Source organism: Bacillota bacterium, from assembly GCA_012842395.1.
GTDB lineage: Bacteria > Bacillota > SHA-98 > UBA4971 > UBA4971 > UBA6256.
Map to the genome: position 1 here is coordinate 108,907 of DUSX01000018.1, position 15,854 is coordinate 124,760.

Here is a 15,854-nt window from a genome sequence, read left to right on the forward strand (position 1 = left end):
CGTGGCAACACTACGGCCGGGTGGGACCCATGTCGCGGGAGAAAGGTGCCGAAACGAGATGGACAGCTGCCCGGATGATCTATGGCATGTCCCTTTGGGTGGTCCCGAAGGTCGACGAGGAGCTGGCGAGGTGGAGGAGGGCTCTGGAATCCTCTCCTGATCCCGAGCTCAGAGCTCAGGGTCTCGCAAGCCTACGGCGGAAGCGTTTCCATGCGATCGGTGGCTCCGTGTACAGCTTGGAGTCCCGCGCGTCGAGGGGTCTCGTCAGGCTGATAGTCGCTTACCAGACCATCAGCGACTATCTTGACAACCTGTGTGACCGCGCGGGGGTATGCGACACCGCCGCGTTCGAGCGGCTTCACCAAGCCATGCTCGACGCGCTTTCAAAGGCGAGGGCTGGCGCGGACGGCATGGAGCGTGGCAGAGGCCTCGAGACAGACGGGTACTATGGATTGTACCCTCGAAAAGCCGATGGCGGCTACCTCCGCTCGCTAGTGGAGGAGTGCACCAGTCAGATCGCGCGCCTTCCCGGGTACGATGCGGCCGTCGAGGCTGAGGCCCTCAGACTTGCCCGGCTCTACGCGGACCTACAGGTCCGCAAGCACGCCGCCCCGGAGGAAAGGGTCCCTCTTCTCCTGGACTGGTGGAGACGCGAGAGTGGGGCAACGACGGGTATGGTTCAGGGAGTCGGATTGCCAGACACTGCTTGGTGGGAATTCGCGGCCGCTTCAGGATCCACTCTCGGCATTTTCGCGCTTTTCAGCTTCGCTGCGGGCGGAGGGCCGGGGCACGGTCCGCTTCAGGGCCTAGGCCCCGATCCAGCACGCGAGCTGTCTCGAGCGTATTTCCCGTGGGTTGGCGGCCTACACATACTCCTGGACTACCTAATCGATCTGAACGAGGACGCCCGGGAGGGCGATCTCAACTTTGTGAGCTTTTACAGGGACGAGCGCGAGCGGCGGGAGAGGCTGGGCTACTTTGTCGACAAGGCACTACAAGCGGTGTCCCGCCTCCCGAACGCGTCATTTCACGAGATGGTTGTGAAGGGGCTTCTCGCCATGTACCTCTCGGACCCAAAGGTCGCCGAGGGCGGGCTGGAAGGGCTGGCTGCGTTCCTCCTTGCAAAAGCTGGACCTGCCGCGCGCCGCATGTGGCGGGCGTGCCGGCTCTTCAGGCGGACTGGCATGCTCTGAGCCTCGCCCCTCCCGCTACGGAAGACGGGCGCGTTCCCCGCGTCGGCCTCCAAGTGGAGGTGCGAAGAAAGTGGCGCGAACCTTTGGGCACATACTTAGTGTGGCGGGGTCCGTCCGAACTCGTCGGCGCGTCCCGCGTCGTCGGTTGCCGTGTCGGAGATGTCCGTGGCGGCAGCCTTGTTGAGGACGTCCCGGGCGGCCTTTCGTATCGCCTCGTCGCGCGCATTCTCCGCGAGCCAGCCCACGTAGGCAGGGTCCTGCCGCGCCACGTGTCCAAGGGGTCGCTTGGCATACTTACCGAAGGTGAGCACGAGGTCCTCAGGGTTCTCGGGACCGGGGATCTCATCCTGAGGCAGGACGTCCCCGAGCTCCTCGAGGGCCACGAGGTCGATGCCCACTGCGTCACGCATCGCCCGGGCCTTTGCGCGCGTAGCGGCCATCCGGAGGATGTGTGGTTGGATTGCCCGGTTTACGCTCTCGGGCGAGGCATCGCCCACCTCCTTGAACACGCCGTTCGCGGTCTCTATCTCGGCCTCGACGACCGCGTACATGCCGTTGTCTGGGGACGGGATTTGAACGATGTTGGTGGTGATCCGCTTCAATCCATGCTGGCGGGCGAGCTCAAGCAGGCCGCCATACAGAACGTAGTCCTTGCCTTGAAGCGTCTTGACAAATCTCTCCCGGAACTCTCTCGATAATTCCATAGTTGACCTCCCGCTTACTCCTCAGGATTGCGCGCCTCGGGTCCTGACCCGGGCCCTGACTGCGGCGCGGGTCCAACCTTCGACTGGAGATCCCGCACCTCCGCTCGCTCCTTCTTCGCGACGTACAGCTCGCCCGCGGTATCCAACGTCGCCAGGAGCACGTCCGACGGGTCTTTCACGCCCTTTTTCTCTAGCTCTTCCTTCAGCCAGGCCACGGTGAGGCCGAGCTGGTCCAGGTGATGGTAGTGGACCCTGCCGTCGGTGATGAGAGGGTACGGCAATCCCTCGTACGCCGTGGTGATCCCGAGGTCCCTGGGCGTCACCGGACGAGCCTGCGATTTCATGATGACGCTGAGGCGTCCCGAGCCTTCCAGGATTGCGAACTCCACGTCCTGAATGTTGGAGACGTTTTTCTCCCGCAAGCCGGCGAGGAGGTCATCGAGGTTGTAACGAAGCTCCCTGAGGTTGCCCTCGAGGATGTGGCCATCCCTGATCACGATGGTGGACTGGCCGCTTATGATGGCTCTCGCCTTGTCGCTCCTGAGGGTGATGTAAGCGAAGAGCACCTCGGTCGCGGCCAGGACGACGATGGGGACGACCGCATCGTGTATGTGGATGTCCCTTTCCTCGAGAGGCATGGCGGCGAGGTCCGCTATCATGATGGCCACCACGAGGTCGAAGGGGGAAAGCTGGCCGATCTCGCGTTTGCCCATGAGCCGCGTGATGAAGAGGACGAAGACATACATGAATATTGTCTTGGCTACTATCGCGAGCACTGAGGAACCAGCCCTTTCCCGACGCGTTTTCCACTGACAACCAATTAATCGAGAGCAAGTGAACGGCTACGAGTTTACGCGAGTTTTCAGTGTGGAAGCGTTTTTGCACCTCTACTTAGCGCGGCCGCCGGCCGGACGCTTTCGCACCTGGGCGACGGGCGACCGAACGGGCGCCCTCTGGCTAGAGAAGTAGTATGGTTCCCGCAAGCCCTTGTTATTCCGTGCCAAGCACACCCGGCACCCTCCCGGCGTTGCCTTTGACCTTTGATTTTGATGGGCGCCCAAAGGATGGGCGCCCAAAGCCCAAAGCTCGTACCGCTCGTTGGCGTCCGCCCGCGCCTCCGTTCAAGGCCCGCTCGCGGTGGCACCCGCGCCGGCGCCGGCGCGGCGAGCATTCCGCGATTCTTTCCGGCAGGGAATACATCGCGGGCGACGCGACAAGACTATGTGTGGTGTGGCCCCTGCTGTGCTCGTGGGGGCTTTCGCCTCTCGGTCGAATGTTCGCTTAGAGGTGCGGAGGACGGATGACGTGAGAGGGATCCTGGAACTGCCAGCGGAGCTCGAGACCCGCGCTAAGGCGGTCGACAGCGTCATCGAGCAAGCGCTCTCGTCCGAGAGCAGGCACTTGGCGAGGCCGCGAGACCACGTCCTGGCGACGCGCGGAAAGGGCCTGCGGCCGACGCTCGTGATCCTGTGGGCCTGGGCGCAGGCCGGCACGGGTGGGACACCCGAGGAGGCGCGTGCCCGGGCGGCGGTGGACGTCGCGGCTGCCGCAGAGCTTGTTCACATGGCTTCGCTGGTGCATGACGACGTCATAGACGGATCTCCTACCCGTAGGGGGCTCCAGACCGCAAACGCGCTCTTTGGGGCGCGACCCTCGGTCTTGCTTGGGGATTTCTTCTTTGCAAGAGCCTTCGAGCTGCTTGCGCGACATAAGGATTTCGGCGTGGTCGAGCTGATGACCGACGCCATTTCCGCGATGTGCGAGGGTGAGCTCGAGCAGGCCGCGTGCGCTTTCTCATGTGATGAGACCGAGGATGCTTACCTTCGAAGGATTACGCTGAAGACAGCGAGGCTCATCCAGGCATGCTGCCATGCAGGAGCGATCATCGGTGGAGCCTCCCAGGACGGGATCGCGAACGCTCGCGAGTTCGGGCTTGAACTCGGGATCGCGTTTCAGCTCACCGATGACGCCCTTGATTTCATCGCGGACGAGCGCGAGCTGGGCAAACCCACGTGTCAGGACCTCGTGTGCGGAGTGCTCACCTTGCCGATCCTGCGGCTGCTTTCAAACGAATCGCTCGGGCCGAGGGCGCGCCAGGTCATCGAGTCGAGGCGGTTTGATCCCGATACGATCCTGTGGATGCGAAGCGCGGTCGTGGAGTGTGGAGGGGTGGACCTGACCTACCAGAGGGCACGTGAGTGTCTCGAACGCGCTGCGGCGTGTGCGTCCAAGCTTCCGGACGGTCCTGCCCGGGACGCGCTTGCGGCAATTACCCGCCACGTGATCACAAGGAAACGTTGAAGAGGGACCGATCGTGACCCGCGGGTGTAACCAGCACGGGAGCAACGAGGGCGGCTTCGCTTGAGCATGTGGTATAATGATGCCTGGCGGGCCGGAAGGCGGGGCTGCGCAGCGTCCGCAGCTGGAGTCGCTGGAGCCCGCCGGAGGGATGCTGGTTGGACGAAAGGACCCTGCGGGTTTTGGAGTTCCACAAGATTAGAGAGCGCCTCGCCGCAGCTACCACGAACAGCCTTGGCCGGGAGCTCGCGCTCGCCCTTGAGCCGGTCACCGAGGCGGAAGGCGTCTTTTCGAGGCAACGCGAAACCACCGAGGCGAGGAAGATCCTGGAGAGATATCCCGCCGTGCCCCTCGGGGGGATCCGCGACGTCAGGTCCGCGGTGGCGAGGGCAAGGGTGGGGTCCACTCTGTCGCCTCAGGAGCTTCTGGAAGTCGCGTGGACCATGGACGCGGCCAGCCGGCTCCGAAAGTTCATCCTGGATCTCGACGAGGAATTCGCGACGATGCGCGGCCACGCGGCCAAGATTAGTCCTCAGCCGTCTCTTGTGCGGGAGGTGACCCGGTGTCTCGACGACCAGGGCGGCGTGGTGGACCATGCAAGCCCCCTTTTGGCGAGGCTCAGGGCTGAGATCAGGATGACGGAGGGTCGCATCCGGGATCAGCTGGATTCGCTTGTGCGCTCACCGGAGGCCTCGCGCTGGCTGCAAGACCCGGTGGTGACGATCCGGGGCGGCAGGTTTGTCGTGCCGGTGAAGCAGGAGCATCGGGCGGCGGTCCCGGGCATAGTCCATGACCAGTCCGCAAGCGGCATGACGCTTTTCGTTGAGCCCATGGCGGTGGTTGAACTCAATAACGAGCTTGCAGCGCTCGAGGCGAAGGAGCGCGACGAGGTAGAGAGGATCCTTCGTCACCTGTCCGGGCTCGTTCGCGTGGCGTGTCCCGAGATTCAGCAGACCCTGGAAACCCTCGGCGCCCTGGACTTCGCTTTCGCCAAGGGCAGGCTCAGCATGGACATGAACGCCGTGGAGCCTGAGATCAACACCTCTGACTATCTTCAGATTCGCCAGGGGAGACACCCGCTCCTTCAGGGGCGGGTCGTCCCGATAGATGTAGAGCTTGGCGCGAGGTTCCGGACGCTCGTCGTAACCGGCCCAAACACGGGCGGCAAGACCGTATCGCTGAAGACGATAGGGCTCTTCGCCCTGATGACCATGGCTGGCCTTCACCTTCCCGCGGGGAGCGGCACGAGGTTCGGCGTGTTCCAGCGCGTGTTCGCCGATATCGGCGACGAACAGAGCATCGAGCAGAGCCTCTCGACTTTCTCATCGCATATGAGTCACATAGTGAAGATACTGGAGCAGGCAGGCCCGGGGTCGCTCGTGCTTCTGGACGAGCTGGGCGCGGGCACGGACCCCGTTGAAGGGGCCTCGCTGGGCGTCGCCATTCTGGAGCACCTACACTCGCGCGGTGCGTGTACAGTGGCCACCACGCATTACAGCGAGCTCAAGACGTTTGCGTACGAGCACGATGGTGTGGAGAACGCCTCGTGCGAGTTCGATGTCGCGACGCTGCAACCTACCTACCGTCTCATAGTTGGTGTTCCCGGGAGCTCGTGCGCTTTCGAGGTTGCGGAGCGGCTTGGCCTTCCGCACGAGATCGTGGAGTCCGCACGGGCGAGGCTGGGAGAGGACCGGATGAGGGTCGAGCACATCATCGCCGAGATCGAGCGGAACCGCAAAGAGATTGAAGAGGACAGGGAGCGCGCACGCGGCGCGAGACAGATGATGGAACGGCTCGTCCGCGAGCGGGACGAGGAGGCTCGGCGGCTACGCGAGGAACGGTCCGAGATGCTCCGGAAGGCTCGCGAGGAGGCGGCACGCATCTTGTCTTCCGCGCGGGAGAACGTTGCGAGGATCATCGAGGATCTCAAACGGAACGCCGCGCAGCTCGATAGGAGCGCGGTGGACGACGTCGCGCGCAGGGCGAGGGAAGCCTTGAAGCAGGCCACGGAGGAGATCATGAAGGCCGGGGATGCCGAGACAGAGCAGCAGAAAGAGGTATCGGCGCGGGCGTGCCGCACCAGGGCTCCGCGGCCGGGCGAGATCGTCGTCGGCTCGCGGGTGTACGTGCCTCGGCTCGGGAGCTCCGGCCGGGTTGTGGGCGTGCCGCGCGTCGGGGAAAACGTGGAAGTCCAGGTCGGAGCGATGAGGCTCTTCGTGCCCGCCAAGGACCTTGCCATGATCGACGACGAGCCGGAGAGCCCTGGCCCGGCTGTGGGCGGCGTGACCATGGCGCCCGTCGCCCGCGAGAAGGCCGCCGTCGTCTCGAGCGAGCTCGATCTCCGTGGGCTGACCGTCGAGGATGCGCTCGCCGAGGTGGATAAGTACCTGGACGACGCGTGCCTTGCGGGACTCCCGAAGGCCAGGATAATACACGGCAAGGGGACGGGAGCGCTGCGGCAGGCCGTCCGCGAGTTCGTGAGGACCCATCCTCACGTGAAAGGCTTCGAGCCCGGGGGACCTGGGGAAGGCGGGGACGGCGTCACGGTTGTCGCCATCCGGGGGGACTAAGTATGTCGCCATAAGTTTTCGTCCCCTTGCCTGACGGCGTTAGGGTTGCCGGTGCTTGCACGACGGGGCGTGGAGAATTCGGATGTCTCCCGCGCCGAATTCGAACGAGGCACGCCGCAAGCGCGCCGTCCCCGGAGGGCAACACCGATAACCTTAGGCAGGACCCCCCCTCCGAAAAGTAGCGCGAACTCTTGGCGACATACTTAGAAGCTCCCGCCTGACTGCAGTGCAGGTCCTACTCGGCGGGAGGGCTTGCGCTCTGAGAGGCGGATGGCAAGGTGTCTGGCTGCGCGGCGCGGTCGGTGGCGGTTCCGTCGTTCCGACCGTGAAGAGGGCAGTACGTCGTTGGGATGTGCTCGTCTGCCGCTATCGTGCCGTCCGGAAGCACCCGCAGACCGCTGGAGGACAGGTAGCGCCGAATCTCGACTTTATCCGGCGGACAGGCGCCCGTCGCGAGGCACCCCGACTCAGTGCACACTGCGACTTCAACGATGCCGCTGTGGAGAGAGCAGTAGTCTTTTGGCTCTGTCCCGGGCAAGAATACCTCTGTGGTGGTCTTTGGGCACGAAGGGGTCGCGAGCATACCTGATTCAGTGCAGATCGTGGTGAACACGAGCCCGGCCGGCACCGGGAATTCCGCAGGTGGGGTATCGCGCAACGCCTCCTTCATGAAAGCCCCCCATATCATCGCCGCCCGTGCGCTGCCGATCCTTACCCCTCCGTAAACCATCGGCTTCTGCTGCTCGTCATTGCCTATCCATACACATGCCACGAGGTCAGGCGTGAACCCTACGAACCACGCGTTGGTGTAATCTGACGTAGTCCCTGTCTTGCCTGCTGCCGGACGACCGATGTTTGCCGCCTTGCCGGTTCCGCGGGTGATGACGCCCCGCATCATGTCAGTCATGATATATGCTGTTTGCTCGTCAAGGACCACGTTCTTGACTGGCACGTTGCGCTCGAGCACATTCCCGTCGGGGTCCTCCACCCTCAATATGGCGATGGGCTCTGCCCTGATTCCCTGGTTGGCGAACACAGCGTATGCGGCCGCCATCTCGAGAGGCGTGACACCCTTCGTCAGCCCGCCCAGCACGAGCGAAAGGTTCATGTCGTTCCGTCGCCCAGATTCCACGAGGCTCGTTATCCCCATGGCCTCGGCGGTCTTGACCGCCTTTTCGATGCCTATCTGGTCGAGAAGCTTCACGGACGGCACGTTGATGGAGTCTTCCAAAGCCTTTCGCAGGGTAACGGGCCCCCGGAACTTGTTGTCGTTGTTGATGGGCGCCCAGGGTTCCTTTTGCCCCGGGATGTTGTACTCGACCGGCGAGTCATCCAGCATTGTGGACGGGGTATACCCCGCCTGTATGGCCGCGGTGTACACGAACGGTTTGAACGCTGACCCTGGCTGCCTATACGACTGAACAGCCCTGTTGAACTCGTCGTTGCCGCGTCCGCCGACCATCGCCCTGATGTAGCCATCGTGAGCATCGAGCACGACCATGGCTCCCTGGGGTTGTATGAGGCCCTTCGAGTCGGGTTTGCCCTGCGGAAGATTGGAGACGAGCGTTTTCTCGGCGAGCTCTTGGAGTCTCAGGTCTAGTGTTGTGTACACCTTCAAGCCGCCTTTGTACACCAGATCCCGTCCGTATCTCTCCAACAGCTGCGTTCGGACGTAGTCGACGAAATACGGGGCGACCTCTTTTGACGAGCGCTTTTCAATAACCCCCAAGGGGGCCCGATTGGCCGCATCCGCCTGCTCCTGTGAGATGTACCCGAGTTCCACCATGCGCGATAGAACCGTCGCACGTCTCGCCCGCGCGGCCTCGGGATTCTTGGTGGGCGAATAGAGCTGGGAGTTCCGTATCAAGCCCGCGAGGAGCGCGGACTCGGCGAGGTTCAGGTCACGCACGTGCTTGCCGAAATACCCTTGGGACGCGGCCTCCACCCCGTACACGGCCTGGCCGGGGAAAAAGTAAACCTCATTAAGGTACAGCTCTAGGATCTGATCTTTGGTGTACGCGCGCTCGAGTTGGATCGCGTAGATGAACTCCTGGATCTTTCTGGTGAACGTACGCTCCTGCGTCAAGAACGCGTTCTTGGCAAGCTGCTGAGTAATGGTGCTCCCGCCCTGGACGATCCGGCCCTCCCTGAGGTCGACGAGGAGGGCTCTCAGCATAGCGGTGAAGTTGACGCCGTGATGCTGGCGGAAATTGTGGTCTTCTATGGCGATCACGGCGTTCTGCAGTGTCTCCGGGATGTCACGTAACGGGACCCACACTCTGTTTTCTATGTACAACCTCGAAATGAGTTTTCCGTTGACATCGTATATCCTCGTGGCCTCGCTGGGCCTGTACTCGAGGTCTTGGAGCGCGGGCATGTTCCGCAAAGCCCCCATGACCACTCCCACGAGGACGCCGGAGACGACACATGCCGCCAGGACAAAGGTTATGACTAGGACGGATATGATGCGCCCCATGCCCCTGGACATCGTTGCGTCCCTCTCTAGACGAGCCCGTCATCGGCATCGACGCGCTCGGTGTAATGGAATCGCTGAGCCAGCCACCGCGTGAAAGGCTTCGAGCCGTCGGTTCACGCGGTCATGTCCGTAAAACCCCTGTGCAGCGCCCGGCCTAATTATACCACACACGCCTTCGCCCGTGCCAACCTCGCCTGGCAGTGGCGACGCACAGCGCGACCGGAGTCCCGTTGAGCCAACGACCGCTGCGACCGCGTGCGAGCCCGGGGATATTCCCGGATCGTCCGTTCGCCTTCGCTGAGGACAGCGGTCTACGCCACGGGCTCGCGGCGGCGCACGCCCGTAGCGCCGGCGCCGGTGGACGGTGAACGCGGCGCGCCGTTGTCCGGCGACAGGCGCGCCGGGGCGATTGACGCCGGGATCACCCTATGCTAAACTGAACGTAACGCCGGCTGGGAGGTATTGGTGGTGACTGTGGACGACCAGGTTAGCATCCTGAAGAAAAGGACCGCGGAGATAGTATCCGAGGAGGATCTCCGCGAGAAGCTGGAAAGAGCGTCGCGAGAGTCTCGGCCCCTCAGGGTCAAGCTCGGCCTGGACCCGTCCGCACCCGACATCCATCTCGGGCATGCCGTAGTCCTGCGTAAGCTCCGCGAATTCCAAGATCTGGGCCACGAGGTCATTCTGGTAGTAGGGGATTTCACAGGCCGTATCGGCGATCCTACGGGGAAATCCGAGACGAGGCGCCAGCTCTCCGTCGAGGAGGTCACGAGGAACGCCCGGACTTATCAGCAACAGGCGTACAAGATCTTGGACCCGGCGAGGACGAGGATCGCATTCAACAGCGAGTGGCTTTCGAGACTGACGTTCGAGGACGTTATCAACCTTGCTTCCAAGTACACGGTGGCGCGAATGCTCGAGCGCGACGAGTTCAGTGCGAGGTTCCGCCAGGAACAACCGATATACATCCACGAATTCTTCTATCCTTTCATGCAGGCTTACGATTCCATTGCGTTGAAGGCCGACGTCGAGCTCGGCGGCACCGACCAAAAGTTTAACATCCTTTTCGGTAGGACGCTTCAGCGCGAGTACGGGCAGGAACCCCAGGTTGCCATGCTGATGCCCATCCTCGTCGGCACCGATGGGGTCAACAAGATGAGCAAGAGCTTGGGAAACTACATCGGCGTGGACGAGCCTCCGTCGCAGATGTACGGGAAGACTATGTCGATATCCGACGATGTGATGCTGACATACTACGAGCTCGCGACCACTTTGTCCCAGACCGAGGTGGAGGACATTCGAGACTCTCTCGCCAGCGGCCGGTTGCACCCTAGGGATGCGAAAAGGCGCCTTGCGCGCGAGATCGTCGCGCTCTACCACGGACCGGACGCCGCAAAAGCCGCTGAGGAGGAGTTCGACGCGATCTTCCGCAAAGGGGAGCTACCCGAGGAGATTCCGGAGGTGACCATCTCCCATGACGAGTTGGTGGATGGCAGGATGTGGTGTCCAAGGCTGCTTGTGAGGGCTGGCCTTGTGGACAGCACAAGCGAGGCGCGGCGCCTCATCGAGCAGGGAGCGGTAAGGATCAACAGCGAGAGAGTGGCGGATCCGCAAGCTGAGGTGGCCGTCGGGCCTGACATGGTGGTTAGGGTGGGTAGGCGGAGGTTCGCGAAGATCCGTCTTTGCTGACGGCATTCAGAGCATCGCGACGGGGCCCTCGCGAGGGCCCCGTTTTCATGCCTTGCTCTATGGCTTTTTGTTGCACGGGGAGAATATGATCTACCACGAACTCCTTGCGTCCGTGAGGGCCAGGCGCGAGGGCTAAGGAGGTACGTGGTTCGATGGCGCATCGCCGCTGGTCGAGCGGCCTTCCGCGCCACCCGTGGTGGGTGGAGCTCGGACGCGCCTTGTCCAGGGCTTTCGGGCCCAGGTGGCCCGCGCGGCGGCGACCAATGACGCCATTTCAGCTGGCGCCCGCGGACCGGAAGATCAGCCGCAGCCAACGAGGGCTCGCAGGCCTTGGAGGCGAAGGGGGAAGCTTTGCTCATACGGCGGGGCACGGACGGGCCCGGAGATGGCCCGGACTCCGGCGTCGACCCCCGCGGTGGTACGGATGGCTGCGGCGCGTGGCTGCCATGGTCGCGGTGGGTGGCCTCCTCTTTGCGCTTGTGGATTGGCGTCTTCGGCCGACTCTTCATCAGATAGCGAGCGCGCAGGCCCGAGTGCTCGCCACTGAAGCGGTCAGTCAGGCGGTGGCGACGGAGATCGCGGAGGACATCCGGTGGGAAGACCTCTACGCTCTAAGACCTGACAGCACCGGGCGGGTTGTCCTCGTGCAGCCGAATACCGCGGAGATCGACCGCCTGACGTCCAAGGTGACCAACAGGGTGCAGGAACTCCTCAAGAAAGTCACCGTGACCCAGGTGCGGATACCGTTAGGACAGGTCTTCGGAAGCCAGATCCTCGCCAACATGGGCCCACGGATACCCATCTCGGTTGTGCCAGTGGGCACTGTAACCACCAAAATACTCAGCGATTTCGAGCAGGCAGGCATAAACCAGATCCGCCACAAGATCTACCTCGAGGTCGCGGCTCACATCAAACTTGTGGTTCCGCTCGTCGCCTCAGCGGTCGACGTCACGGTCCAAGTGCCCATCACCGAGGTCCTCATCATGGGCGACGTTCCCCAGACTTATATTCAGCTGGAGGGCTCCGAGCTGCGGAATCTCCTCCTGCCGCAGACTCCTCCGGCACAGTGAGAATCCTAAGTATGTCGCCAAAAGTTCGCGCTACCTTTCGGCGGGGCCGCCCTGCCTAAGGCTATCGGTGTTGCCCTCCGGGGACGGCGCGCTTGCGGCGCGCCTCGTTCGAATTCGGCGCGCAAGACATCCGAATTCTCCACGCCCCGTCGGGCAAGCACCGGCAACCCCAGCGCCGTCAGGAAAGGAGACGAACACTTATGCCGCCATACTTAGTGGCCTCGCGGGCGGCAGAAAGGCGTTTCCCTGCGTCTGTGCGGGAGGAATCCCGGTAAGAGTGCAGAACCTAGCAACTGACTGACAAGAGCACTCGGGCAAGTTTTGTCATTCTCAGACTAGGGGGATTCGCCGAGAATGCACAGGTTCCGTGACGCGGTCTTGGCTCGCAGCTACATTCAACGCGCCATTATCGTGTGGGAGACGGTCCTGGCCCTGCTCGTGTTGCTGGGAGTAGTCGCGGGGAGCCTGGACCTGGTTAGCTATCTCAAGCTCCTCTTGCAAAGGGGGTCTGAGCTCCAGGATCCGTACAGCACGCTGCAGGGATTAATAGGTCACGTGCTGATGCTCGTGGTTGGGCTTGAACTCGCCATGATGCTCATCCGGCACACGCCGGGGAGCGTGATCGAGGTCCTCATGTACGTGGCGGCGCGCAAGATGCTCGGGCCGCAGACAACGGTGGCGGAATTCCTCGCTGGCACTGCGGCCATCGCAGGGCTCTTCGCGGTCAGGAAGTACCTCTTCGTGGCGAGGATGGATGTGGGCGATCACGTTTTTGGTGCGGCGACTCCGGTGAGCACGGTGTGTCAGACCGCGGATGTGCGCATACCAGGGAGTATGGCGAAGACTATCGGAGGGGTGGTGGCGCGTCTTGCGGAGGAGCAGGGTGTGGACATCGTTCCGCGCCGCGCCTTCCGAGTGGGGGATGCCCTCATAGAGGTCGTGACGGTTGTGGACGGCTTGGTGGAAACCGTGAGGGTGACCCGAGTTGGCGACGATTCCTGACCCAAAACCCAGACTCAAGTGAGCGACCCCGGAGAGTGCTCCGGGGTCGCCTTCTTTCGGTTTCCGGGCCTCGTTGTGCAAGGCTCTCGTTCTAGTAGTCCATGCCGCCTCCAGGCGGATACGGCGGGTTCTTCTCCTCCTTGGGAATGTCCGCCACGAGGGCCTCGGTGGTGAGGAGCATGGACGCGATGCTCGCCGCGTTCTGCAGGGCGCTCCTTGTCACCTTGACCGGGTCCACTATGCCCGCCTTGACTAGATCGACATACTGCTCGGTTACGGCGTCGAAGCCTATGCCGGGCTTCTCTTGGCTCTTGACCCTCTCGAGCACGACCGATCCTTCGAGGCCAGCGTTGTTCGCGATCTGACGCAGCGGCTCCTCGAGGGCCCGCTTTACGATCTGCACGCCGACCTTTTCATCGCCGTTCACCTCGATCTTGTCGAGGGCCGGGATGATGTTCACGAGGGTCGTCCCGCCGCCGGCCACGATCCCCTCCTCAACGGCCGCGCGCGTAGCAGCGAGGGCGTCCTCGATGCGGTGCTTCTTCTCTTTGAGCTCGGTTTCAGTGGAAGCGCCGACCTTGATTATCGCCACGCCGCCTGCGAGCTTCGCCAGCCTCTCCTGGAGCTTCTCGCGGTCGTAGTCGGAATCGGTCTCTTCGATCTGCTTCTTGATCTGGGCTATGCGGCCCTTGATCTTCTCTCTATCGCCGCGGCCCTCCACGATCGTGGTCTTCTCACGAGTGATCTTCACCGTCTTGGCCTGGCCTAGCATGTTGAGGTCCACGTTCTCCAGCTTCACGCCGAGATCCTCTGACAGGAACGTGCCACCAGTGAGGATGGCTATATCCTCCATCATCGCCTTGCGCCTGTCGCCGAATCCTGGCGCCTTGACCGCGGCCACGTTGAGTATTCCGCGGATCTTGTTCACGACCAGCGTAGCGAGAGCCTCACCCTCGATATCCTCGGCGATGATGAGAAGCGGCTTGCCCGCACGCGCGACCTTCTCGAGGAGCGGCAGCAGATCGGCCACAGCCGATATCTTCTTTTCATGGAGAAGAATGTACGGGTCCTCGAGCACGGCCTCCATGGCCTCAGCGTTGGTAACGAAGTAGGGCGAGATGTAACCCTTATCGAACTCCATGCCTTCGACCTTTTCGACCGTGATCTCGATGCCCTTCGACTCCTCGACCGTAATGACGCCGTCCTTGCCCACGAGATCCATGGCCTCGGCGATCTTGTCGCCGATGGCGGGATCGTTGCCGGCTATCGCGGCGACGTGGGCGATGTCATCCTTGCCTTCCACCGGGATGCTGAGCTTCTTCAGCTCGGCCACGGCGACCTCGACGGCCTTGTCAATACCTTTCTTGACGAACATCGGGTTGGCACCCGCGGCGACGTTCTTCAAGCCTTCGGCAACAATGGCCTGAGCCAGCACCGTCGCGGTGGTCGTGCCGTCACCGGCCACGTCGTTGGTCTTCGACGCAACTTCCCTGCACAGCTGCGCACCCATGTTCTCGTATGGATCTTCAAGCTCGATCTCCTTGGCGACGGTTACGCCATCTTTGGTGATGGTGGGCGATCCGAATTTGCGCTCGAGCACTACGTTACGGCCCCTGGGGCCGAGGGTCACTTTGACCGCGGAGGCCACTTTGTCGACGCCTTTCTGTAGAGCGCGCCTGGCCTCCTCGTTGAAAGCGAGTTGCTTGGCAGCCATCGTATGTATACCTCCTCTTGACTGCGCCCGGACTGCGCTTGGAATATGGTGTGCTACTTGATAGCAAGGATGTCGCTCTGACGCAGGATGATATACTCCTCGCCATCGATCTTTACTTCGGTGCCGCCGTACTTGGCGAAGATGATCTTATCCCCAGGCTTCACGTCCATCGGCGCTCTCTGGCCGTTGTCCAGGAGCTTCCCGGGTCCGACGGCGACAACCTCACCCTCCTGCGGTCGCTCCTTGGCAGTGTCGGGCAGAACGATGCCGCCTTTTGTGCGTTCTTCCTCGGTATTCGGTTTGACCACCACTCTGTCCTCCAATGGCTTTACCACTCGTCATACCTCCTCTGGGCTGAAATTTAGCACTCACCGAGGGGGAGTGCTAACAATCCGATACCATATTACAGAAGGTCATTCCGGGTTGTCAATAGGATAACTCGCAAATTCTCGAAAGCGGCGGAGTCTGACGAGCTTCACACCCCGCATGATCCGTTCATCCGTCAGACCAGCTCGCGAGGGTTTCAAGGATTCGCAGCAGTTCCTCCTCGCTTGACACACGTATCCCGGCTTTGAGATCGGCCCTCTCATTTGGCGGAAGATCGCTAGCCCTTATTCTGGTCACGCTCTTGGGTCTGCACCTGTGCTCGGGGTCACCGTAGAAAACCGTCACCCATCCATCCTTCTCGCCGATGTGCATGTTAGAGAGGCAGGTGGGCGACATCCCGGCCCTCCTCTGCGACATCACGACCCGCTCTGGCGTGAACTCCGTTATGGTCCAGTCGACGACTTCGCGTGCTAGTTCCTCGCGGGTAAGGCCCACCATCTCCGGAGGCGCGGCCGTCCTGCTCACTTCCTCGTGGCCGCACTCGTAGAGCACCCTGTAGACAATCTCGGTGGAGGAGGATATCCTTGCGGCCGAGGCGACTTGTTCGGCGCCTGCCTTGAGACCCTCAAGGGGCAGGGAAGCCGCGTCCGGCCTCGTCGGACTGGTCTGTCCTAGCTTCTCCCGCGCCCGTTCGACGTTGTGAGCAGCTTTCAGGCTGAGGTAGGCGTACGTCGCCCCGGCGGAGGCCAGGGTGAACACGACGCAGAGCGCTACCAGCCTGCCCTTTCGGTCCACAGCCTCATCCCTCCGC

General features: G+C 62.4%; 12 protein-coding genes. 6 read left to right on the top strand and 6 right to left on the bottom strand.

What is annotated here, in order from left to right:
• The first annotated feature begins 29 nt into the window (after window positions 1–29).
• Window positions 30–1,193 (top strand): tetraprenyl-beta-curcumene synthase family protein, encoded by a 1,164-nt coding sequence (locus GX515_06635; protein ID HHY32688.1) that lies wholly within the window; start codon window positions 30–32, stop codon window positions 1,191–1,193.
• Window positions 1,194–1,288: 95 nt separating this feature from the next.
• On the opposite strand, the gene GX515_06640 is transcribed toward GX515_06635, so the two are convergent.
• Together GX515_06640 and GX515_06645 are read right to left on the bottom strand one after the other, a co-directional pair.
• Window positions 1,289–1,897: a hypothetical protein gene (locus tag GX515_06640; protein ID HHY32689.1), complete on the bottom strand. Its 609-nt coding sequence runs from the start codon at window positions 1,895–1,897 to the stop codon at window positions 1,289–1,291.
• 14 nt (window positions 1,898–1,911) lie between these two features.
• Complete coding sequence (locus tag GX515_06645) at window positions 1,912–2,643, bottom strand: DUF421 domain-containing protein (protein HHY32690.1); 732 nt, start codon at window positions 2,641–2,643, stop codon at window positions 1,912–1,914.
• 559 nt (window positions 2,644–3,202) lie between these two features.
• Between GX515_06645 and GX515_06650 the strand changes: the two genes are divergently transcribed.
• Window positions 3,203–4,198, top strand: a complete 996-nt coding sequence (locus tag GX515_06650) for a polyprenyl synthetase family protein (GenBank protein HHY32691.1) — start codon at window positions 3,203–3,205, stop codon at window positions 4,196–4,198.
• 155 nt (window positions 4,199–4,353) lie between these two features.
• Entirely contained in the window at window positions 4,354–6,765 is a 2,412-nt protein-coding gene (locus GX515_06655; GenBank protein ID HHY32692.1) for an endonuclease MutS2, read from the top strand.
• A 235-nt stretch (window positions 6,766–7,000) separates the two neighbouring features.
• Here GX515_06655 and GX515_06660 read toward each other — a convergent pair whose 3' ends face one another.
• Complete coding sequence (locus GX515_06660) at window positions 7,001–9,253, bottom strand: penicillin-binding protein 1A (protein ID HHY32693.1); 2,253 nt, start codon at window positions 9,251–9,253, stop codon at window positions 7,001–7,003.
• A gap of 453 nt (window positions 9,254–9,706) precedes the next feature.
• Here GX515_06660 and GX515_06665 point away from each other — a divergent pair, with 453 nt between their 5' ends.
• The 3 genes from GX515_06665 to GX515_06675 all read left to right on the top strand — a co-directional run bounded on the left by GX515_06665 (window position 9,707) and on the right by GX515_06675 (window position 13,002).
• Window positions 9,707–10,930, top strand: coding sequence for a tyrosine--tRNA ligase (locus GX515_06665; protein ID HHY32694.1), 1,224 nt, complete (start codon window positions 9,707–9,709; stop codon window positions 10,928–10,930).
• A 437-nt stretch (window positions 10,931–11,367) separates the two neighbouring features.
• Window positions 11,368–12,000 carry a sporulation protein YunB gene (gene yunB, locus GX515_06670; GenBank protein HHY32695.1) on the top strand — a complete coding sequence of 211 codons (633 nt, stop codon included), beginning with the start codon at window positions 11,368–11,370 and terminating at the stop codon, window positions 11,998–12,000.
• Window positions 12,001–12,354: 354 nt separating this feature from the next.
• Window positions 12,355–13,002, top strand: coding sequence for a hypothetical protein (locus tag GX515_06675; protein HHY32696.1), 648 nt, complete (start codon window positions 12,355–12,357; stop codon window positions 13,000–13,002).
• 91 nt (window positions 13,003–13,093) lie between these two features.
• Here the strand turns inward: GX515_06675 and groL are convergent, their stop codons facing one another.
• From groL to GX515_06690, 3 genes are all read right to left on the bottom strand, one after another.
• Entirely contained in the window at window positions 13,094–14,716 is a 1,623-nt protein-coding gene (groL, locus tag GX515_06680; GenBank protein ID HHY32697.1) for a chaperonin GroEL, read from the bottom strand.
• 53 nt (window positions 14,717–14,769) lie between these two features.
• Window positions 14,770–15,051, bottom strand: coding sequence for a co-chaperone GroES (locus GX515_06685; protein HHY32698.1), 282 nt, complete (start codon window positions 15,049–15,051; stop codon window positions 14,770–14,772).
• Window positions 15,052–15,211: 160 nt separating this feature from the next.
• Complete coding sequence (locus GX515_06690; protein HHY32699.1) at window positions 15,212–15,838, bottom strand: hypothetical protein; 627 nt, start codon at window positions 15,836–15,838, stop codon at window positions 15,212–15,214.
• Between the last annotated feature and the right edge of the window lie 16 nt (window positions 15,839–15,854).